Origin of the sequence: Rhizobium sp. CFBP 13644 (assembly GCF_014842165.1) — a bacterium.
Lineage (GTDB): Bacteria > Pseudomonadota > Alphaproteobacteria > Rhizobiales > Rhizobiaceae > Agrobacterium > Agrobacterium tumefaciens_C.
This window is the reverse complement of record NZ_JACYVF010000002.1, coordinates 740,114-760,836: the sequence shown is the minus strand read 5'-3', so window position 1 is coordinate 760,836 and position 20,723 is coordinate 740,114. Positions and strand designations below refer to the sequence as shown.

At 55.8% G+C, this 20,723-nt stretch carries 19 protein-coding genes, 1 tRNA gene and 1 other RNA gene; 7 read left to right on the top strand and 14 right to left on the bottom strand.

The annotated features are described in order from the left end of the window. Positions 1 to 100: 100 nt before the first annotated feature. Together IFT53_RS08740 and IFT53_RS08735 are read right to left on the bottom strand one after the other, a co-directional pair. On the bottom strand, positions 101 to 1,291 hold the full coding sequence (locus tag IFT53_RS08740; RefSeq protein WP_192064017.1) for an extensin-like domain-containing protein: 1,191 nt from the start codon (positions 1,289 to 1,291) through the stop codon (positions 101 to 103). Between the two features lie 167 nt (positions 1,292 to 1,458). Beyond that, positions 1,459 to 3,255, bottom strand: coding sequence for a methyl-accepting chemotaxis protein (locus IFT53_RS08735; protein ID WP_192064458.1), 1,797 nt, complete (start codon positions 3,253 to 3,255; stop codon positions 1,459 to 1,461). Between the two features lie 323 nt (positions 3,256 to 3,578). On the opposite strand from IFT53_RS08735, the gene IFT53_RS08730 reads away from it, so the two are divergent. After that, the gene (locus tag IFT53_RS08730) at positions 3,579 to 3,902 is read left to right on the top strand and encodes a DUF1883 domain-containing protein (protein ID WP_192064018.1); all 324 of its coding nucleotides are present in this window, start codon (positions 3,579 to 3,581) and stop codon (positions 3,900 to 3,902) included. 10 nt (positions 3,903 to 3,912) lie between these two features. On the opposite strand, the gene IFT53_RS08725 is transcribed toward IFT53_RS08730, so the two are convergent. Together IFT53_RS08725 and IFT53_RS08720 are read right to left on the bottom strand one after the other, a co-directional pair. Next, positions 3,913 to 5,229 carry a replication-associated recombination protein A gene (locus tag IFT53_RS08725; protein ID WP_192064019.1) on the bottom strand — a complete coding sequence of 439 codons (1,317 nt, stop codon included), beginning with the start codon at positions 5,227 to 5,229 and terminating at the stop codon, positions 3,913 to 3,915. After that, the gene (locus IFT53_RS08720; protein ID WP_192064020.1) at positions 5,226 to 6,632 is read right to left on the bottom strand and encodes a DegQ family serine endoprotease; all 1,407 of its coding nucleotides are present in this window, start codon (positions 6,630 to 6,632) and stop codon (positions 5,226 to 5,228) included. The genes IFT53_RS08725 and IFT53_RS08720 overlap by 4 nt, the downstream gene beginning before the upstream one ends. A gap of 165 nt (positions 6,633 to 6,797) precedes the next feature. Here IFT53_RS08720 and IFT53_RS08715 point away from each other — a divergent pair, with 165 nt between their 5' ends. Beyond that, positions 6,798 to 7,151, top strand: a complete 354-nt coding sequence (locus IFT53_RS08715) for a lysozyme inhibitor LprI family protein (protein WP_042616003.1) — start codon at positions 6,798 to 6,800, stop codon at positions 7,149 to 7,151. On the opposite strand, the gene IFT53_RS08710 is transcribed toward IFT53_RS08715, so the two are convergent. Further along, positions 7,148 to 8,143, bottom strand: a complete 996-nt coding sequence (locus tag IFT53_RS08710) for a serine hydrolase domain-containing protein (protein WP_192064021.1) — start codon at positions 8,141 to 8,143, stop codon at positions 7,148 to 7,150. The two genes, IFT53_RS08715 and IFT53_RS08710, sit on opposite strands and share 4 nt — an antisense overlap. A gap of 163 nt (positions 8,144 to 8,306) precedes the next feature. Next, complete coding sequence (locus IFT53_RS08705; RefSeq protein ID WP_192064022.1) at positions 8,307 to 8,984, bottom strand: SDR family NAD(P)-dependent oxidoreductase; 678 nt, start codon at positions 8,982 to 8,984, stop codon at positions 8,307 to 8,309. Positions 8,985 to 9,121: 137 nt separating this feature from the next. Here IFT53_RS08705 and IFT53_RS08700 point away from each other — a divergent pair, with 137 nt between their 5' ends. Beyond that, a complete protein-coding gene (locus IFT53_RS08700) occupies positions 9,122 to 9,613 on the top strand; it encodes a GNAT family N-acetyltransferase (protein WP_192064023.1) in 492 nt (163 codons plus the stop codon). Positions 9,614 to 9,703: 90 nt separating this feature from the next. On the opposite strand, the gene ilvD is transcribed toward IFT53_RS08700, so the two are convergent. Together ilvD and IFT53_RS08690 are read right to left on the bottom strand one after the other, a co-directional pair. Further along, positions 9,704 to 11,539, bottom strand: a complete 1,836-nt coding sequence (gene ilvD / locus IFT53_RS08695; protein WP_192064024.1) for a dihydroxy-acid dehydratase — start codon at positions 11,537 to 11,539, stop codon at positions 9,704 to 9,706. A gap of 148 nt (positions 11,540 to 11,687) precedes the next feature. Then, positions 11,688 to 12,656, bottom strand: coding sequence for a LysR family transcriptional regulator (locus IFT53_RS08690; protein WP_192064025.1), 969 nt, complete (start codon positions 12,654 to 12,656; stop codon positions 11,688 to 11,690). 134 nt (positions 12,657 to 12,790) lie between these two features. On the opposite strand from IFT53_RS08690, the gene IFT53_RS08685 reads away from it, so the two are divergent. Next, positions 12,791 to 13,405: an FMN-dependent NADH-azoreductase gene (locus IFT53_RS08685; RefSeq protein WP_192064026.1), complete on the top strand. Its 615-nt coding sequence runs from the start codon at positions 12,791 to 12,793 to the stop codon at positions 13,403 to 13,405. Positions 13,406 to 13,479: 74 nt separating this feature from the next. On the opposite strand, the gene IFT53_RS08680 is transcribed toward IFT53_RS08685, so the two are convergent. Together IFT53_RS08680 and ilvA are read right to left on the bottom strand one after the other, a co-directional pair. Continuing rightward, positions 13,480 to 13,782, bottom strand: coding sequence for an HlyU family transcriptional regulator (locus IFT53_RS08680; protein WP_192064027.1), 303 nt, complete (start codon positions 13,780 to 13,782; stop codon positions 13,480 to 13,482). A 62-nt stretch (positions 13,783 to 13,844) separates the two neighbouring features. Continuing rightward, positions 13,845 to 15,119, bottom strand: a complete 1,275-nt coding sequence (gene ilvA, locus IFT53_RS08675; protein WP_192064459.1) for a threonine ammonia-lyase — start codon at positions 15,117 to 15,119, stop codon at positions 13,845 to 13,847. An 89-nt stretch (positions 15,120 to 15,208) separates the two neighbouring features. Here ilvA and IFT53_RS08670 point away from each other — a divergent pair, with 89 nt between their 5' ends. Then, the gene (locus IFT53_RS08670; RefSeq protein WP_192064028.1) at positions 15,209 to 16,669 is read left to right on the top strand and encodes a TrkH family potassium uptake protein; all 1,461 of its coding nucleotides are present in this window, start codon (positions 15,209 to 15,211) and stop codon (positions 16,667 to 16,669) included. A 218-nt stretch (positions 16,670 to 16,887) separates the two neighbouring features. Here the strand turns inward: IFT53_RS08670 and IFT53_RS08665 are convergent, their stop codons facing one another. Continuing rightward, positions 16,888 to 18,054 carry a tyrosine-type recombinase/integrase gene (locus IFT53_RS08665; RefSeq protein ID WP_192064029.1) on the bottom strand — a complete coding sequence of 389 codons (1,167 nt, stop codon included), beginning with the start codon at positions 18,052 to 18,054 and terminating at the stop codon, positions 16,888 to 16,890. Between the two features lie 55 nt (positions 18,055 to 18,109). Here IFT53_RS08665 and IFT53_RS08660 point away from each other — a divergent pair. Continuing rightward, positions 18,110 to 18,194: transfer RNA gene (locus tag IFT53_RS08660), tRNA-Leu, on the top strand. 3 nt (positions 18,195 to 18,197) lie between these two features. Here IFT53_RS08660 and IFT53_RS08655 read toward each other — a convergent pair. Continuing rightward, positions 18,198 to 18,665, bottom strand: coding sequence for a MarR family winged helix-turn-helix transcriptional regulator (locus IFT53_RS08655; RefSeq protein WP_192064030.1), 468 nt, complete (start codon positions 18,663 to 18,665; stop codon positions 18,198 to 18,200). Positions 18,666 to 18,679: 14 nt separating this feature from the next. Here IFT53_RS08655 and IFT53_RS08650 point away from each other — a divergent pair, with 14 nt between their 5' ends. Next, positions 18,680 to 19,660 (top strand): hypothetical protein, encoded by a 981-nt coding sequence (locus IFT53_RS08650; RefSeq protein WP_192064031.1) that lies wholly within the window; start codon positions 18,680 to 18,682, stop codon positions 19,658 to 19,660. Positions 19,661 to 19,836: 176 nt separating this feature from the next. Here IFT53_RS08650 and IFT53_RS08645 read toward each other — a convergent pair whose 3' ends face one another. After that, positions 19,837 to 20,385, bottom strand: a complete 549-nt coding sequence (locus IFT53_RS08645; RefSeq protein WP_192064032.1) for an antirestriction protein ArdA — start codon at positions 20,383 to 20,385, stop codon at positions 19,837 to 19,839. 249 nt (positions 20,386 to 20,634) lie between these two features. Beyond that, positions 20,635 to 20,702: hammerhead ribozyme type II (locus IFT53_RS08640), an RNA gene on the bottom strand. Positions 20,703 to 20,723: the final 21 nt, after the last annotated feature.

Genomic DNA, 20,723 nt, shown 5'->3' with positions numbered 1-20,723 from the left:
AACACAATCCTGCTGGATATCATATAGGTTCCAGCTTGCGCGAAAACCATCCCTGCTGCGAAATCATACTCCATTTAACCCGGCTGTTGGCCGATTATTCTCAGTCGCAATGGCGATAGCCGGATTTGCGTGTGCGAAGATCGAAGTGGAAATGGTTCCAGTGGTTTGGGTCGCTGCCGGGGCCAAGCACTGTCGAGAAATACTTGCAGCTATCACTGCGCACGGCTTTCAAAAGACCCTTTTCCCGGAAGGCAAACAGGCTCTTTTTACGGACATCGATTTCCTTGCCATTTTTCAAGGTGATGGTGCCGATATCGATGGCGTTACCGCGTGCGTGCTCGGACCATGGGTTGCTGGAGCGCGAATTCATCTTGCGGCATGAATAGCCACCCATCGGCGTAATGCGCTCCACGCCGGAGAGATAACGGAAGCGCGACGATGGCACGAGCTCGAACTTGACCCATTTGGCAAAGGCAAGCGTAACCTGGCAATTGAGTTTCACCGCAGGACGGATCGCTACGCCGCTGGCAAGGCCGGAAAGCTCAATAGGATAATCGATACCGCAGGTCGGTCCATCCGATACGCGTCCCACATCCCGAAACGCAACGCCGAGCCTGCGCAGTTCAGAACGGCAAGACACCTCCGCCTGTGGCATCATGCCTGGTGGAGCAGACATGCGACGTTCCTGCATCGGGTTTTGCGGCATCAGCATTGCCACATCCTGCACCGGCTGGCGTTGCTGGCCCTCACCGGGTGGCGGCAGAAGACGCGATTGGCTGGCCGTCTGGCGGCGCGGGGGCGCAGTGGGCGGCTGGCTGTCCATCTGATCCATCGTCGCAGGACTGGATCGGCCGGATACTTCCATATCCTGCTCTTCCGCCAAACCGCGCACGGGTGCAACGCCAAGGCCATCATCCATATTCACCCCGCCCTGCCCCTCGGCCATGTCGGCAGAGGTCTGCGGTGCGATATCAGGGCCACCAAGGCGTTGTTGCTGGGCATCCAGCGTCGAATACTGCTGCCCCGGTCCTGCCTGAAGAAGCGGATCACGCGACGGTTGCTGTTCCGGCATGGGTTGAGACATGGCCAAGTCATCGCTCATCGGCTGGCTTGGAACGCCGGCTGCGGGCGGCGCGCTGTAATTCTGCTGTTGCGCGGAACGGATGGAACTGACCCGTGTGGCACCGTCCACCTCAGCCGGCGGCACCAGCCCTTCGGCAGAGCAGGAGGCAATCACCGTGGAGATCGTCAGCAACGTCACAAAACGACGCGGAAGGGAAACATACGCCATACAAGAACCCGTACCCTCAGCGGCCACGAAGAGTGGCAATCGAATCAAATCATAAAGAAATTTGGTAAACGAACTCTTTGCGAGCGTGAGGTTCTTTTCGGTTTGCTTAAATAACGAAAACGGGCGCCGCAAAGCAGCGCCCGTGCAGAGAGTATCGGGTTTGACGATCAGGCCGCGCGGGCAACGCGCTGGCGGGACTCATCGCCGGAAAGCTGAAAGCGCGACAAAAGCGAACGAAGCTGTTGGCTTTCTTCCGCCAGTGTCTGGCTGGCAGCCGTCGTTTCCTCAACCATCGCCGCATTTTGCTGTGTCATCTGGTCCATGTGGTTCACGGACGCATTGATCTCGTGGAGGCCAGTCGCCTGCTCACGGGCAGCGGTGGCGATGGTGTTGACGTGACCATCGACGCGGTTGACCAGAACCATGATTTCGTCGAGCGCATCTCCCGTGGAACGAACGAGCGAGACACCGCCGCCCACATGTTCAGCAGAGCTGTTGATGAGCGACTTGATCTGCTTGGCGGCATTGGCGGAACGCTGCGCAAGCTCACGCACCTCCTGCGCAACAACGGCAAAGCCCCGACCGGCCTCGCCCGCGCGTGCAGCCTCGACACCGGCATTCAGTGCAAGAAGATTGGTCTGGAACGCGATCTCATCAATGACGCCGATGATCTGGCCGATCTTCTGGGATGAATCTTCGATACGGTTCATCGCATCCACAGCGTTGCGGACGATCTGGCCGGAACGGTCTGCGCTGCTCTTCGTCTCCGTCACCATCTGGCGCGCTTCGTTGGCACGTTCAGATGAGGTGCGAACGGTCGATGTGATCTCATCCAGCGCCGCTGCGGTCTCTTCCAGTGCCGCCGCCTGCTGTTCGGTACGTTTGGAAAGATTGCCGGTCGCCTGGCTGATATCGGAAGCACTATCGTTGACGACATGGCTGGTGCGGGCAATGGCGCCGATGACATTGTGCAACTCGCCAACCGCGCTGTTGAAATCATGCCGCAGCTTTTCATATTCCTGGCCAATGGCACTGACCTGAACGGTCAGATCACCACCCGCCAGGCGCTCGAGTGCCCGCGCGAGTTCAGCAATTGCATGGGATTGCTGCTGGGTCGTCGCACTGATGATCTTCTCATTATTGATACGGGCCTCTTCGAGAGCGCGCTGCTGCTCGGCTTCCCGCAATTGCGATTGGCTGCGCTGATTGACGGAGTCGCGCAGGATCAGCAACGTCTTGGCCATAGCGCCGATTTCATTGCGGCGATCAGTATAGGACACATCGGCGTTGCCATCACCATCGGCGATACGGGCCATGCTTTCCTTCAGCGATGCGACGGGCCGGGTAACCCCACCGACGACGAAAGCCGCAGCACCCATGACGAGGATGGCGCTGCCTGCACAGATGCCACCAACCCAAAGCGCCTCATCCCAGAAGGCGGCTTTGAGGTCGTCCACATAGACGCCTGTGCCGACAATCCAGCCCCAGGGCGCAAATCCTGCCACATGGGAAAACTTCTCGACGGGATCAGGCGAACCGGGCTTTGGCCAATAATAATCGACAAAGCCCTTGCCATTTGCCTTGACGGTGCTGACAAACTCCATGAACAGAAATTTGCCGTTCGGATCTTTGTTGCCCGAGAGGTCTGTGCCATTCAGTTCCGGCTTGACCGGGTGCATGACCATTTTCGGACCCATATCATTGATCCAGAAATATCCGCTGCCATTGTCGTAACGCATGGCAGAGAGCGTCGCTTTTGCCTGCTGCTGAGCAGCCTCGCGCGTCAACGCCCCGCTTTGCTCCAGGCGGTAATAGTTATCAAGAATAGCGACGCCTGTCTGGGTCATGGATGCAAGTCCGGCTTTGCGCTCCTCTTCCATCCCCTGGTATCCGCCAAACAAACTGAAGGTGAGAGCTGCCACCATGATGCTCAGGAATAAAGCGACAAGCGCATATAAGCGCATCGAAATGGTCATGTGTTTCATGCCGTTACAGTCCCCCAATTTTATATGAGGAGAGACTATAGTTATTAAAAATTCATTATTAATAATTCAGGCAGTCTTAACGAATACAGCCCGGATCTCTTGCAGAAGTGCGCGAAATTCTCAGAACGCTGTTATCAGTGTATAAATTTTATATTTCTTCGAATATACTAATTTTTTACAGTAAAATAAATCTTATTTATTTTTTATAGTTGAAAAATGACAGAATTCACGCACCGATAAAGAAGCGTTAATCATCCCTGCGTATCGTTATGGCATGCAACTAAACATGAGGGGGCTCGAAGATGGCCGTGCCAAGCTTCCGCTTTACACATTACGATCTCAAGGAATTACGCGCCGGTGCGGTCATTGAGGTATCACTGAACGCCGTCAACAACGTGCGGCTGATGACCTCGGGCAACTATCAGCGCTTCACCGAAATGCTGGATTTCAAATTCATGGGCGGTGTTGCGAAGAAATCGCCGCTGCGTTTGACCATTCCCGAAACGTCGCACTGGCACCTCATTGTTGACTGCGAAGGTCATCATGCGCTCGCGGAATCGTCTGTAAAAATGCTGCCGCCACGCAATGTGGCTCTGCCTCGTGAAAAAGTCGCGGCGGTGCGTTAGCTCCAGAAACTTATTTGGCGTTTCGCTCGCGCCTAAGCTTCGCCCACCAGTCCAGACGTTTGCGAATATCCCGCTCGAAACCACGATCCGGCGGATCATAAAACGTGGTCCGCCCCATTTTCTCCGGGAAATAATCCTGCCCTGAAAAAGCATCCGGCTCATCGTGGTCATAACGATAGCCATCTCCATAAGCTTCGCTTTTCATCAGCTTCGTTGGCGCATTGAGAATATGCTTGGGTGGCAGCAGCGAGCCGTTTTCCTTGGCCGCGCGCATGGCCGCCTTGTAAGCGGTATAGACTGCGTTGGATTTGGGTGCTGTGGCCAGATAGATGCAGGCCTGCGCCAGAGCGAGTTCACCTTCCGGCGAACCGAGATAATCATAGGCATCTTTTGCAGCATTGCAGATGACCAACGCCTGCGGATCGGCCAGACCGATATCCTCCACCGCCATACGCACAAGACGGCGACCGAGATAAAGCGGGTCTTCGCCCGCATCCAGCATTCGCGATAGATAATACAATGCGGCATCGGGGTCAGATCCCCGCACGGATTTATGCAGCGCCGAAATCAGATTGTAATGGCCGTCCTGCGCCTTATCATAGACGGGTGCGCGCCTCTGCACGATATGCGTCAGGCCTTCGGTATCGAAAATCTCGTCCTTGCGCACAGCGCGCCAGACCTCTTCCGCCAGCGTCAGCACCGCACGTCCATCACCATCCGCCATGCGAATGAGTGATGCACGGGCATCATCCGTCAGCGGCAGCGGCTTTTCCTCGACGCTTTCAGCGCGGGTCAGAAGCTCGCCAAGGCTTTCCTCATCATGGGATTTGAAGGTCAGCACGCGGGCGCGTGACAAAAGAGCGGCGTTAAGCTCGAAGGATGGGTTTTCTGTCGTTGCGCCGACCAGAATGATGGTGCCATCCTCCATGACAGGCAGGAAACTATCCTGCTGGGCGCGATTGAAGCGATGAATTTCGTCCACGAACAGCAGCGTCTGGCGCCCGTTCATGCGCCGCGCACGCGCACCTTCAAAGACCTTCTTCAGATCGGCAACGCCCGAAAAGATGGCGGAGATCTGCTCGAAGGCCAGTTGCGCCTCGCCCGAAAGCAGGCGCGCAACCGTCGTCTTGCCAGTACCGGGCGGTCCCCAGAAGATCATCGAGCCTAGGGAGCCGCTCTCTATCATTCGGCGCAGAACGCCCTCTTCGCCCGTCAGATGCGACTGCCCCGTTACCTCGGCAAGCGTGGTCGGGCGCAGCCTGTCAGCCAGAGGCCGCCGGTTGGCGACATCAGCCGGTATCTGTGGTGCGAAGAGATCGCCGCTCATCGCAGAAATTGCCGAATGCGCTGGCCATCGCGAATAAGCTCCAACCGCCAGAAGCCGGGATTGTCATCCAATGCCTTCTCGACATCTGCGGAGGTCGCCATGTCGGCACCGTTGAGAGACACAATGATGTCCTTGGGCTGGAAACCGACCCGGGCCGCTGGCGAACCGCGTTTCACATCCATGATGACAACACCGGCAGCGCCTGTCGGCAACCGCAGCTCGTCTGCAAGCTTGGGCGAAAGATTGGCGACAGTCGCTCCCGCAAACGGATTACGCCCTTCCAGCAGACGTTCGTCACGCGGCGCGGTTTCCGGTGCGGAATCCAGCGCGATGTTGAGGTTCTTTTCCTTGCCCTTGTCGATCACGGTAATGGTCGCGGATTTGCCGATACCGGCGGTGGTCAGGCGGTAGCCCAGCGCATCGGGATGCTCAACCTCGATACCATTGACGGCTGTCACCACCTGACCCGGCTCGATGCCCGCCTTTTCCGCAGGACCGTCCTTGACGACGCCCACGACAAGCGCGCCGCGTGCGCGTTTCAGACCCAGCGCCTCGGCCACTTCTGATGTCACAGGATCAAATGTCGCGCCGACATAGGGACGCTGGAAGGTCGTATCGCCCTTTTCAGCCGCAGCCAGGAACACGCGCACCAGATTGGCCGGAATGGCAAAGCCGATGCCGTTCGAGCCGCCACCGCGCGAGAAGATTGCGGTGTTGATGCCGATCAACTCGCCCGCCATGTTCATGAGAGCGCCACCGGAGTTACCGGGATTGATGGAGGCGTCCGTCTGAATGAAGAAACCGAAATCACCCTGCGTCACCTGATTACGCGCCAGTGCCGAGACAATACCGCTGGTGACCGTCTGCCCCACGCCGAAAGGGTTACCGATGGCGAGAACGAGATCACCTACTTCCGTGGCGTCAGAATTGCCAAGCGCCAGAACCGGGAAATTCTCTTTCGCGTCGATCTGCAAGACGGCGAGATCGATGCGGTCATCCTTCATCAGCACCTTTGATGAGAACTCACGTCCGTCAGCCAGCGCGACCTTGATATCGTCGGCACCATCGATGACGTGATTGTTGGTCACCACAAGACCGCCCGCTGTAACAATGACGCCCGAACCAAGCGAAGACTGCTTTTCTGTGCGGTTTGGCAATTGTTGGCCGAAAAACTGCTCGAAGAAGGGATCGCCAGCGAAAGGCGAACCGCGTTTCTGCACCATGCGCTCGGCATAGACGTTCACGACCGCTCCCGAGGTGCGCTTTACCAGCGGCGCAAAGGAGAGCTGCATTTCCGCGGTGCTGGAGGGCACGGTCTTGTTATCCTGCGCCCGCACCGAAACCGGCAAAACGAGCATTGTCGCCAAAAGGCCGGTGGTCAAATACTTCAACATGCTTGGCATGTGATTCCTCATCCTCATCAATATGATGGAGTTATAACGCTTGAGCCTATAAATCAAAGGGCGGCAAGATAATGACGGGCTGCGCCATAAGACTGGAATGGAACAACTTATGCTCTTCCAGACTTAAGACGGCATATAAAGTCCGGTTTTGGAAAAGAGATCCACATGAGTTTTAAAAAGCATGTTCTTGCTGGTTTGCTTGTTATCGCGTCCTATTCTCACGGTTCGCCAGTTGGCGCTGCCAGCTTCGATTGCACGAAGACAGACCTGAAAGCGGACGAGAAGACCATTTGCGAAAACCGCGCCTTGAACGATCAGGACGTGCGCATGGCAACTACATTCGACATTCTCACGCAATTGATGGCAATGGGCGCGCGCGACACGCTGAAGACAGAACAAAGCGAGTGGCTGAAAACCCGTGAAACCTGTGCTGCCGACACGGAATGCCTGACCAAATCCTACGATGACCGTATGAAAAAGCTTGGCGAAGCCTTCCAGAATATCAATCGTCCGCTTTAAGCCGCAGAAATGATACTCGCCATCAGCCCGTGCAACTGGTCCCTATAGCCGGTGCGGGCGGATGGCACGTCTTCGCGTGAGGTCATCACCACGGAGAGCTTTCTGGACGGCACGATATACAGCATCTGCCCGCCATAGCCCCAGGCATAATAGACCGTCTCCCCTGCCATTTCCTTGATGAACCAGCAGTAGCCGTAGCCATCGCCATTGAACACGGAATTGGTGCGCTGAACCCATGACTGATCCACCCAAGCCTGCGAAACGAGACGCTCACCATCCGGTGTCACGCCTCCGCGTCGGTACAGCTCACCAAACGCCAGCAGAGATCGCACTGTCATCGCCATCTGGTTTCCACCCAGATAGACGCCCTGCGGGTCACGCTCCCATGAACCGATGGAAAAGCCATCGAGAGGGGAAAACCAGTCACGGGCCAGCGCCAGCGTGGATTTGCCAGAAGCCTTGGTGAGAATGGCAGACAGAAGATGCGTTGAACCAGTGGAATAGAGCATACCCCCACCCGGCTCGCCCGCAAATCCGGAGCCGAGCGCCGTGCGCACCCAGTTCCGGCTGGAAACCCAGCGTCCGTAATTCGGGCCGGACATCCGCTCCAGACCCGATTGCATGGAAAGCAGATTACCAATGGTCACGCGCTCAATACGCGGATCGGGCTTCGCCGGAAAGTCGGGTCGAAGCACCGACGAGATTGGTTGATCGACACCCTCAAGAATTTTGCGATCGATCGCCATCCCAACCAGCGCGGACACAATGGATTTGGAGGCCGATTTTATGTTGGTGGAGCCGTTCAACGACGCGCCATGATAGGCGCGGCTTGCGACCTCCTTGCCGTCAAGACTGACGATGACGGCTTTCAGGCTCGGCAGCGCGTCTGCATCTTCCAGAAGCTCCGGTAAGCCCGCACTCGGCGTCTGGGCACGAACGACCGAGGCCAAGGGGAGCGAAGCGATGAGGGCAAGTGCTGTGCGTCTTTTCATAGAGATTATTTAGTGAACTTTAAAACAAGCAGAAGGCCTGTCACCGCTTTGTGAATAGCCCTCACCTCGAACTCACCCAGCGGTGACAAAGCCAAAATAAACAATGACTTCCGCAGCTTTGGAGACTCAAATTGCCAACGCCTTGAATCATCGCATGAAGAGATCATTCCTCGTAAATCATCTTCTTCGTCACGCCGCCATCCAGCACCATGACCTGCCCGGTCATGAAGCCAGCCCCGGTAAGATACACCACCGCATCCGCAATATCTTTCGGCCTGCCCACCCGCCCAACCGGATGCTGAGAATGATCCTGCTCACGCAGATCCGTGTCTTCGGTAATCCAGCCCGGCGCAATTGCATTCACCCGGATTTTCGGCCCGAGACTAACCGCAAGCGCATGGGTCAGCGCCACCAGCCCGCCCTTGGATGCCGCATAGGCTTCCGTCTCCGGCTCGGACATGAAAGCCCGGGTGGAAACCATATTGATGATGCTGGCACCCTCCCCCATCAGCGGCACCGCAGATCGCGTCATCAGGAACGCCCCGGTCAGATGACTGTCCGTCACCTTGCGCCAATCGGCCAGCGATAACTCATGGATAGGCCCAGTGTTGGGCGATGCAATGCCTGCATTGTTGACGAGAAGCTCAAGACCATCCCAGCCAAGCTTCTCAAATGCGGCGGCTACTGAGCTTTCATCGCCGACATCGCAATGGCAATGCTGTGCCGTCGTCTTGCTGCTCTTGATATCGAAGGATGCAACGGTCCAGCCCTCCGCCAGCAACCTCTCGATAATCCCAGTCCCGATGACACCGGCACCGCCGGTTACAATTGCGCGTTTCATGAATTCAGGTCCTCATTTTTCACATTCGGCCAACGTGCTGAAGCAAAACCAGTTCCGATTCAAAATCACGGTTGGCAGACACGCCCAAATTGCGCATGTTGAATGTCATGCGATCTGTCGACAGAACAATACCAAGATTGGTTTCGAACCGCCTGACCCTTCGGCGCTTCAAGATTACGGACGCGCCAGCGCTGGCACGCATCACCAATGATCAGCTGGTGTTGCGCAACCTCTTACGAACATCATGTCCCTACACAGTCGACGATGCCCGAACGAAGATCCTGCGCTTTCAAGGGAAAAATCTGCCCGTGTGGGCAATAGATAACGGCCAACTCATCGGCCTCATCGGTCTTGCAGGTGAGTTTGGGCTGTGGCTAGGGCGAAGCGCATGGGCCAGAGGCTATGGAGAAGAAGCAGCCCGGCTCGTCATCGATCATGCCTTTAAGCACATGAACATGCCTGTTCTTCACGCTAACCCGATCAGCGACAATAAATCATCTCACCGTCTCATGCAGAAGCTTGGATTCAGGAAAATTGGTAGAGCGCAATCTCTCTGCGCACAGCGAAGCAGAATGGTTTCGCTTGTCAGGTACGAGTTGAGAAACCCATTTCACTTGGAAACGGGCTAGTCTCACTCACCCCGTCATTCTCGGACGTGGTCAGATCCTCGGGACAAGCCCGAGGATGACGCAGAATTTGTCTCACTGCCGAACGATGGCTTACTCCGGCAGTATCCGCACAGCACCCTTGTCCGCGCTCGATGCAAATGCCGCATAGGCCTTCAATGCCGTGGTGACATTGCGCTTGCGGTGCTCCGCTGGCTTCCAGCCAAGCTGGTCCTGCTCGGCCCGGCGTGATGCGAGTTCGGCATCCGAGACCTTGAGGTTGATTGTGCGGTTGGGGATGTCGATCTCGATCGGATCACCCTGGCGCACGAGGCCAATGGCGCCGCCCTGGGCTGCTTCCGGCGAAGCGTGGCCGATGGAGAGGCCAGACGTGCCACCGGAGAAACGGCCATCAGTGATGAGCGCGCAAGCCTTGCCGAGACCCTTGGATTTCAGGTAGCTGGTTGGATACAGCATTTCCTGCATGCCAGGGCCGCCCTTGGGGCCTTCGTAACGGATGACAACAACGTCGCCAGCCTTGACTTCGTTGGACAGGATGCCCTTCACGGCAGCGTCCTGGCTTTCGTAAACCACGGCGACACCGTTGAATTTCAGGATCGATTCGTCCACGCCAGCGGTCTTTACGATGCAACCATCCTGAGCAATGTTGCCGTAGAGAACAGCCAGACCACCATCCTTGGAGAACGGCTTTTCAACCGAGCGGATGACGCCGTTTTCGCTATCGGTATCCAGCTCATCCCAGCGCGAGGACTGGCTGAAAGCAACCTGCGTCGGCACGCCACCGGGCGCAGCCTTGAAGAAGTCGCGCACGCTTTCGCTGTTGGTACGTGTGATATCCCAACGATTGATGGCATCACCCAGCGTTTTCTCATGGACGGTATAGCAATCCGTATTGAGAAGACCGCCGCGTTCCAGTTCACCCAGAATACGCATGATGCCGCCGGCACGGTGCACGTCTTCCATGTGCACGTCCTGCTTGGCAGGCGCGACCTTGGACAGGCATGGCACCCGGCGCGACATGCGGTCGATGTCTTCCATGGTAAAGTCAACGCCGCCCTCATGGGCTGCGGCCAGAATGTGCAGCACGGTATTGGTGGAGCCGCCCATGGCGATATCCAGCGCAATCGCATTTTCGAATGCAGCCTTGGTCGCAATCGAACGCGGCAGAACCGTATAATCATCCTGCTCATAATGGCGGCGCGCCAGATCAACGATCAGGTGGCCCGCCTCAACGAACAGGCGCTTGCGATCCGAATGCGTGGCCAGCGTGGAGCCATTGCCGGGCAAGGCAAGGCCCAGCGCTTCGGTCAAACAGTTCATGGAATTGGCCGTGAACATGCCAGAGCATGAGCCACAGGTTGGACATGCAGCACGCTCGATGGTGTCGACTTCCTCATCGGTCATCTTGTCATCGGCAGCAGCAACCATCGCATCTACGAGGTCGAGCGCAACAGTCTTGCCATGCAGCACAGCCTTGCCCGCTTCCATTGGTCCACCGGACACGAAGACGACCGGAATATTCAGACGCATGGCGGCATTTAGCATGCCGGGTGTGATCTTGTCGCAGTTGGAAATGCAGACCATGGCATCGGCACAGTGGGCGTTGACCATGTACTCAACGGAATCGGCGATGATCTCGCGCGATGGCAGCGAATACAGCATACCATCGTGACCCATAGCGATGCCATCATCCACGGCAATCGTGTTGAATTCCTTGGCAACGCCACCGGCTGCTTCGATTTCCCGCGCAACCAGCTGGCCAAGGTCTTTCAAGTGGACGTGGCCCGGCACGAACTGCGTGAACGAGTTGACGACAGCGATAATCGGCTTGCCGAAATCGCCATCCTTCATGCCGGTGGCGCGCCAAAGGCCACGCGCACCGGCCATGTTGCGGCCGTGGGTTGTCGTTCTGGAGCGATAAACTGGCATGTGCTTATTCCTCGATTTTCCTCACGCAAGGGCCGATTTGCACAGCACCGCTGCACCCTGCCCCTGCTTTTGAGTGGGTTTTACTCGAAAGCCGCCCGCCTGTCACTGCCACCTTCAAGCAAAACAGTACGGTTCGGTACGGTACGGTTTATTCCGCTGCATCCTTCAGGCTATTCTCGCGGGCCAGCGTCATTCTGCGGAGAAAGCCGTCGTGGTTGGGGCACTGCGACAGACGTTCCTGAAATGCCTCGATTAGCCATGTCGCTGCGGGTCCGCAGGGCGAATCTGCCTTGTGCAGGGCATAAAGCGGGTATTCGCCACCCTCATAGGAATCAAGCTCAAGAGCTTTGAGACTGCCGTTGATGATATCGTTGCGCACCACCGATACGGGAAGACCACCCCAGCCGAGGCCGCCTTTGATAAGTTGGTACTTGGTGGCAATGTCGCTGACGCGCCATTTTTTATAGGACAGCACGTTGAAATCCTTGCCCTTTGTCAGGCCGGACGCATCGGTGACCACAAGCTGCACCTCTTCGCGCACATCTGCCAGCGTCAGCGGGCGGTTCAGGAGCACCAGAGGATGGTCAGCGGCGGCCACCGGCACCATGAAAGAGTGGCCGACCTTATCAATAACAAGCCCATCATCCTGGTGGAACATGGCGCCGCCAATGCCGATATTGGCCTTCCGATTCAAAACCATATCCATGACCATGCCAAGCTCGCCAACGCTGAGGTTCAGCGTGACGGTGGGGAACTGAACGCGAAAGTCCCTCAGCGCATCGACCACCGCCTCGGCGGGCACCATGGTGCTGATAGCAAGCGAAACTTCGGCCTCAAGGCCTTGCTTCAAGCCTTTGGCGCGGGCGCGCAAATCCTGGAGGCCGGAAACGATGCGGCGCGCATGCTCCAGCATCGCCGCACCTTCATCCGTCAATTTGGGCTGGCGAACGCCATTGCGTTCAAACAGCGTGACTTCCAGCTGGGCTTCAAGATTGGCAATCGTATAGCTGACAACGGATTGCGCCCGGTTCAGCGCGCGTGAGGCGGCGGAAAAGCTGCCGGTCTCTGCCACGGAGAGAAAGACCTGCAATTGGTCCAGTGTCGGATTTGCTTCCATGGTCCATCCAGTTTCTCGATAGGTGACTTCCAGATTATCACAGTTTTCTAGATGACAACATTGAACGATACAAGCACCAACGATTGGGCTGCTGCGCCCCGTCCAACCTCTATATTGACCCAAGGATATTGCACATGTCGAAAATTCTTCTCGTAACGTCCAGCCCACGCGGCGACCAGTCCATGTCCAACAAGTTTGCTGGCGAACTTGCTGCCAAAATTCAGGCACAGACAAACGGCTCGATCACGCATCTCGACGTCGGCCAGAACCCGATCAACCACCTCGACACGACAACGATTTCAGCCATTCGCTCGGCACCTGCTGATCGCAACGGCGAAGAAGCAGAGGCCATCAAGTATTCTGACGAACGCGTTGCAGAACTGCTTGCAGCCGACACGGTCATCATCGGCACCGGCCTTATCAACTTCAGCATCTATTCCGGCCTGAAGGCTTGGATCGACCTGATCGCCCGCGCTGGCCAGACGTTCCGTTACACAGAAACAGGTCCTGTTGGCCTCGCAACCGGCAAGAAGGTTTACATCGTATTGGCTTCTTCCGGCATCTACTCGGAAGGCCCAGCAGCACCTCTGGAGCTTGCTGTTCCTTACCTCAAGACCGTTCTCGGCTTCATGGGCATGACCAACGTTGAAGTCATTCGCGTTGAAGGCCTGGCCTTCGGTCCAGAAGCTGCTGAAAAGGCAATTGCCGCAGCAACTGCCAAAATTGAAGATCTGGCCAAGGCTGCCTGATATGAAAAAAGCGGCGCTATAAACGCCGCTTTCCATAGACTACCCAACGGCTGCGAGCCTCTCGCGGCCGTTTTTTATTTGAACAGCGACGCGCCGCTCTGATCGATAATCAGCTGGCCCTTGCGCACGGTAAATTCCACGGCATCTTCAAGGCTGGAGAACATATCCGCCCGCACGAATTCATGCACAAGCGTCTCTTCCCCCACCATCTTCTCGATGCGTCCGGCCAGACGGTATTGGCCGCCCTCTTTCATCGGCGTCGCGATGATCACGCAATCCTTGTAGGGATGCGGCTCTGCCGATTCAGCCTTCTTCGGTGCAGCATCTGATGAGGATGAACCGAAAGCGGAAAAGAGTTTGGAAAAGAACGAGGCCATGATCTACCTTCCTTTGTAGAGTTGGCAGGGCGTTGCATCACCCTGCCCGTTTTGCGACCGCATCAAATGATGAGGTTGGCAAGGATTTCGTTTTCGGTGATGTCCTCATAGCCGAGGCCCGCATCTTCGAAACGCTGGAACAGACCGCTGAAATTCTCCCGGTCGGTCGTCTCGATGCCAATCAGGATCGAGCCGAAATTGCGGGCGGATTTCTTCAGATATTCGAAGCGCGCAACGTCATCGTCCGGGCCAAGAAGATTGAGGAAATCACGCAGCGCACCAGGGCGCTGCGGCAGGCGCAGAATGAAATATTTCTTCACGCCGGTGTAACGCATCGCGCGCTCTTTCACGTCCGGCAGGCGATCGAAATCGAAGTTACCGCCGGAAACGACGCAAACGACGCGCTTGCCCTCCAGCTTTTCCCGGCCAAGCTGCTCCAGCGCGGCAATGGCGAGCGCGCCCGCAGGCTCCAGCACAACTCCTTCCAGATTGAGCATATCAATGATCGTCACGCAGATAGCGTTTTCGGGGACGAGCTCAACCTGCTCCGGCGAAAAGTGCTGCAAAGCCTCGAAGTTGAGTTCGCCAATGCGCGCAACCGCCGCACCATCAACGAAATTGTCGACCTTGTTAAGCGTCACCCCTTCGCCCGCCGTAAGGCTGGTCTTCAGGCTCGGCGCACCAACAGGTTCGCAGAAAACGAAACTGCTCTTGGCGAGATCGTCAGCGAAATAGCCGGTCAACCCGGCTGAGAGACCACCGCCACCGACAGGCATGACCAAAATATCCGGCAGTTGGCCGTCCGGCAACTGATCAGCAATCTCTGCGGCAACAGTCGCCTGCCCTTCGATGATGTCCTTATGGTCGAAGGGGGGCACCATATAACCCGATGTTTCCTCGACGAACGTGCGGGCAGCGGCATAGCACTGGTCGAAAATATCGCCGACAAGGCGGATCTTGATGAATTCACCGCCGAAGATGCGGGTCTTGTCGATCTTCTGCTGCGGCGTCGTCACCGGCATGAAAACCACGCCATGAACGCCGAAATGACGGCAAGCAAAAGCGAATCCCTGCGCGTGGTTTCCGGCAGATGCGCAGACGAAAATCTTGTCCTTGCCCGTCGTGGCAACGGCTTTGCGCAGAAAATTGAATGCGCCTCTAATCTTGTAGGAACGAACAGGCGTCAGGTCTTCACGCTTCAGCCAGATCTCCGCGCCATAGCGGCGGCTGAGATGTTCATTCAACTGCAAAGGCGTTTCAGGAAACAATTCCCGAACTTCTCGCCGTGCGGCTTCTACAAGCAATTTATCCACGATTTTCAATCCATTGAATTTCAGGTTGGCTCCCGCTATGCCATAGGAAAACGCTTGAGACAAAGACTCTTTGCGCAACTTCGGTACGCCTCACTCAATCAAGGTTTCATTTCTTGAATAGCAACCTTCTGCGCGCGGTCCTCTATATCGCTTCCATCTTCGGGCTTTACATGGCAACGGCGATGTTTATCCCGGCCATGGCCGACCTTTATTATGGAAACAGTGATTGGGCGGTGTTTGCCACATCCGGTTTCATGTGTGGCGGGCTGGCACTTGCCGGTGCGCTCGCCACCCGTGCGCCCATGCCCACTTTCAACAAAAGGTTCGGCTTTCTGCTGGTCAATGTCCTCTGGCTCGTCTTCTCGCTCGTCGGCGCTGTACCGCTGTATCTGTCTGAACTCAATCTCAGCTTTGGCCAGGCTCTATTTGAATCCATTTCGGCAATCACAACCACGGGCTCGACTGTTATCGCCGGGCTGGATAATGCCCCACAAGGCATCCTGCTCTGGCGCTCGTTGCTGTGCTGGCTGGGTGGCATCGGTATTGTTGCCCTCGGCCTCTTCATCCTGCCGCTGCTGCGCGTTGGCGGCATGACCTTTTTCCGCATGGAATCGTCAGACACGTCTAGCGACCGCCCTTTCGCGCGCCTTGCGAGCTTCACCAAAGCCTTTGTTGCAATCTACATAGTCATGACGCTGGCCTGCACCATCGCCTTCGATTTCGCAGGCATGACCCATTTCGATGCGCTGAACCACGCCATGTCCACAATCGCGACAGGCGGCTTTTCCACGCATGATGCCTCCTTTGCGTTTTTCGGAAACAATATCGCGCTTCTGTGGATCGCCACATTCTTCCTGATCCTCGGAAGCTTGCCCTTCTCTGTGATGATCCTGCTGGCCGTGCGCGGACGCCTGGATATTCTGCATGATCCGCAGATACGCGTCTTCATCGGCTATCTCTGCGCCATATCGCTGGCGGTCGCCATCTACCACCACATCACAAATGGCGTGCGGCTCGATCATGCACTCAGCCATTCCTTCTTCAACATGGCATCGATTCTGTCGACAGGCGGCTTCGCCAGCGATGACTACACGCTCTGGGGTCCATTCGTAGTGGTTGTTGCCTTCCTCGCCACCTTCATGGGCGGCTGTTCTGGCTCGACAGCGGGCGGCATCAAGGCATACCGCTTCATCATCGTCTTCAGCGTCGTGAAAACCGGCCTGAAAAAACTGCTCTATCCGGATGCCGTCTATTCCGTGCGCTATGGCAAGCAAGTTGTGGACGCAGAAACGATCCGCAACGTCTTTCTCTTCATCAGCTGCTATATCGCCCTGTGGATCGGCGGCAGCCTTGTCATGAGCGCCATGAACTATGACTTCCTGACCGCAACGTCAGCAGTCGCCACCGCACTCGCCAATGTCGGCCCCGGCGTCGGCCCCATCATCGGCCCCGCAGGTAATTTCTCAACCATCAAGGACCCGGCACTCTATCTTCTATCGCTGATGATGCTGCTGGGCCGCCTCGAAATACTGACCGTACTCGTGCTGCTGATGCCGCTGTTCTGGAAGGCTTGAGAGCAATTTGAGGGTGATGGTGCGGACGGCGGGACTTGAACCCGCAAGACCGTGGGTCGGCAGATTTTAAGTCCCCTTGGGTGACGATACTGTCTGATCAAGCCGTTGATAATGCTTCCCTTTTCGTTTCAATGGGAAGCTCTACTTACCTTGAAGTAGTGGGTGTGGCCACAGGTTTAGCCACAAGCCGCACAAGAAGATTATTTCTGGTGTGCGACTTAATTTGTTGAAAGCACAGTCTTAAAGATTGCCTTGAGCTGATCTTGTGGCAACTGAGCGAGAAGCTTTGCGAGTGCCTGGGTGTCATGCTCGATCTCGTCCACGATAGCGAGTGTGGCGCGATTTCCAGCGAGTGTTTCCTTCTTTTCCATGCGACCAATGACATCATCCAACTCATCCCCAAAGAGGTGAACGTAGCGCTGAGTGACGAGCAAGGTTGCGTGACCGGCAAGCTTCTGGATGGCCGCAGCGTTCTCCCCATTCGAGGCCAGACGCGAACAAAACTCATGACGAAGGATATGCGGAACGAACTGCTTGTCCCCTTCGAGGTCGAGCGTCTCTGACAAGCGGCCCCAGTAGTGAGCAACCGAGTTCTTGGAGAGGTTCGGGAACACGGCTTTCCCCATGATGTCATCCCGACGACGATCAAAGACGGCCTGCGCACGAGCTGTCAAAGGCACGGTGCGGCTCTTGCCGGACTTCGTTCGCTGTCCAGATGCACCAACACCCCAAACGGTCACGCGGCCATTCTGGATGTCTTCGAAGTGCAAAGCCAGGACTTCCCCTTGACGCATGCCAGTGTCCAGAGACAGGACGGTGTAATCCGCCATGTCTTGGTGGCCAATGCGCTCAAAGAAAGCGAGTGTCTTCTTCTCCTCATGTGACGTGAAGCGACGAACGCGGTGTTCGCTCTCCTTGTACTTGTTGCATTTCGGCTTGCGCTCGATGATGCCAAGGTCCTCAGCCTCAGAGAGACATTTAGATAGCGCCGCAACCTTCCGGTTCACGGTTCCCTGAGCGTTGCCAGCAGCCAAGAGCTTTGCACGAGCGCGGTCCACATCTGCCTTGCCCAACTTTGCGACCGGAAGGCTTGCGCCGATCTCAGCAACGATCAGGTTGGCGTTGATGAGTTGCTTCGAGCCGGACGCCATGGGAGCCCAGTGGGTCTCATAGACATGCTGAACAAGCTCCCCGAGGGTGTATGGAAGGTCACCACGGCGTTTCGCAGCCTTCTCTCCCATATCGATGGGCTCGCCCTTTATGAGCTTCGCCTTGCTGTCCAGTTCCCAAAGTTCGGCCTCACTTTCCGTCCCAAAGCTGCGGCGATGCCGAGCCCCTTTGTGGGTCACGGTTCCTTCCCATGAGGAACCTCTTTTCTTCGCCATTCTGTTCTCCTTGAAGTTGACATAGGAATGCATCCGGCATACCGAGAGGTCAGCCGCTCGCATGGTGAAATTGGTAAACACACCGCACTTAAAATGCGTCGCCTTACGGCTTGCCGGTTCAAGTCCGGCTGCGAGCACCACTTTTACTGAGGCTTGTTGATGCGTCCACGGGTAGAGGCTGGTTCGGCCTTCTCCATGGCTTCTTCGTGCATCCGCTCGATTTGAAGACGAGCATCTGTCTCACGGTCGAATGAGTAATCAGCATCGACATTGCGCAAGAGCTTCGTAACGAACGCCTTGCCCGAGGCGGTTAAGAATATCAAACGACGACGAGACTCCCGAGGGTCAATCACGACATCCACGAGGTCCAGCCCCGGTTTTCCGAGGCGATGGAATTTCGAAAGTGCTTGAATGTTACGCGAGACTGAGGACTGAGACAGTCCGGTTCTCTTGCTCAATTCAGCCATTGTTAAGCCGGGGTGGAGAACAACCTGAAACAGGATGTCCGCTTGTTGCATCGGCATGTCAGGACTGAGGGTTCGGAGCATATTGATGACGCGAGACACTGTAAAAGCTGCATCGCGTTTAGTCGTTTCAGTAGTGGTCGTCATGGGCCTACCCGATAATGTCACAAGTGAAAATCTATCCGATAATGGATAGGTTGGCGTTGGTTGTCCAATCTTTTTTCTCAACTTCCTATATCAAAACTAAGCTAAGACCATTTCTTGCTACTAAAAAGCGATTTGCGCGTGTTGTAAAATGCTACAAAGTACGCAATCTGAAGTGGTTGCATGTCGAACTGATCGGAGTAATCGTGTCCGGCTCCAAAATACTTCCTGAAAAAATTACTACCCCGATACAATTGGTGGCAACGTGGTTCGTTATGCTCGTTGCTTTAGTAAGCGCTCTACTGGGTGCCGCACACTGGATCACCCGTCCAGAGTGGGCCTCTGCCTTTCTTATAATACTGACTGGAATATTGATTGCTGGAGTCCTAATATTCGTCGCGGCAATGTTGACAGTATTTCGGCCACACTTGCAGGAAGCAAAAGAATATGCTGAGTGGTTGAAGGATAAGGGCTTATATTCGGACGGGATTCTCAGGGCTAGCCAAGTATCAGAAATGATACTTCAGCAAGTCCAGCCTCAAGAAGCCGAAGCTGAGCAAACAATCTGGACGAAATCCGAATTTCAGGTGTCTATTTCGCAGTTGCCTGGGGATTACATGCTCTATCGCAACTTGGTGAATGCTGGCTTTGATGCTTCAATCTACCAGGCTTCGGCTTCGGACGATTTTGATGCCCATGCAGCAATATGGATTGGTTCTTTGGTCCCAGTTTCGTACGCGGTCGAGGCAATTAAGCTTGCTGTCACCACATGGCCTCACCTCAAATTTCTTCATCTTTCTAACGACGGACCGGTTCCACCAGATTACGTTCATAAGCAGCTTTACCTAGGTGGCGCGACAAAAACAGCTTGGACGTTTGGCTTGATGGCTTGGCCTAACGACGAACTTCTCCGACTTGACGACACAATGGAAGTTGACGAGTTTCATCGACTTGTTCGCGCGAGGTATATAGGTGGAGGACGCAACGTTAAGTTATAGGTCTGGCCTCCGCGTGTGGATTGCCAGACTTTCGAGAAGCGACTGGCTTGGATATGCTGTGGGGACTAAGCCTTATGAACCGTCAGGTCCCTTACGCTAGATGGTTATGGAGGGCTTAGGTGAACGAGACCCTGGCCTCCGAGGGTCTTGTTCTGGGGTTTTTTACATCCCCCCCCTCAACAGAACAGCCCGACTCCATCACTCAGGTCAACTTCGGTCACCGAATGCCGCAGCTCGTGGGCGTACTGCTCATAGTCAAAATACTGCGCAAGCGGGTGATCGCTCTTGATGTCATGGGCGGCTAGCATCTCGTCCGCCATCTCATCAGCGTAAGCACGGAGGCTTTCGTAACGACCAACAAAGCGGTCAGCCAATTCCTCTTTGGCGTAGGCAACAGAGCCGAAGTGAGAGACGATTGCAGAGAGGTTTTCAGCTTCCATGCTGTGTTCTTCGGTCAGTTCCACAAACTCAGCGATTGCCTTGATGCCCGCGTATTCGCCGAAGCAAGATGGTAAATCCTCGTAATCGTGGATTGCCCATTCTTCCGCGCTAGGAACCATTTCATCCGTCTCGGGGTGCTTTACCGTCACGTTCGGGAAACGGCTCTCGCGCAGCATTGCGGAAACCTCGGCCTGCATCTCATCAACATCAGAGCTTGCGTCAATCCAACGACCGTGCAGCACACCATTATTGTAACTCGCTAGACACGCAGCATAGAACCGCATCCGTCTCTCCTTCGCTAGATGCCCTTGCAGGCTTGTGAGGGTTTGATTAAGATGCAGGAGCCTCACAGCCTTTCGACTGTGAAGCCCCTTCGCTAGAGGGTTAGGAATAGGGCCAAGGTGATCGAGACCTTGGCCTTTTTCGTTTTCCAGCGAAGAGTGATTGACCATGTAATCATGGTATCTCTCCTGCATTGTGGGGCTCTATCGTCACCCCTTCCGGCTAGATCAGCGGGGCCACCCGCCTTACCTGTTCAGCTAGCTCATCAGGCCCTAGGCGCGACCCTAGGACGACCAGAGGAAAGCCTCCGGTTTCGCTTATTTATGCATTAGTGGGTAGA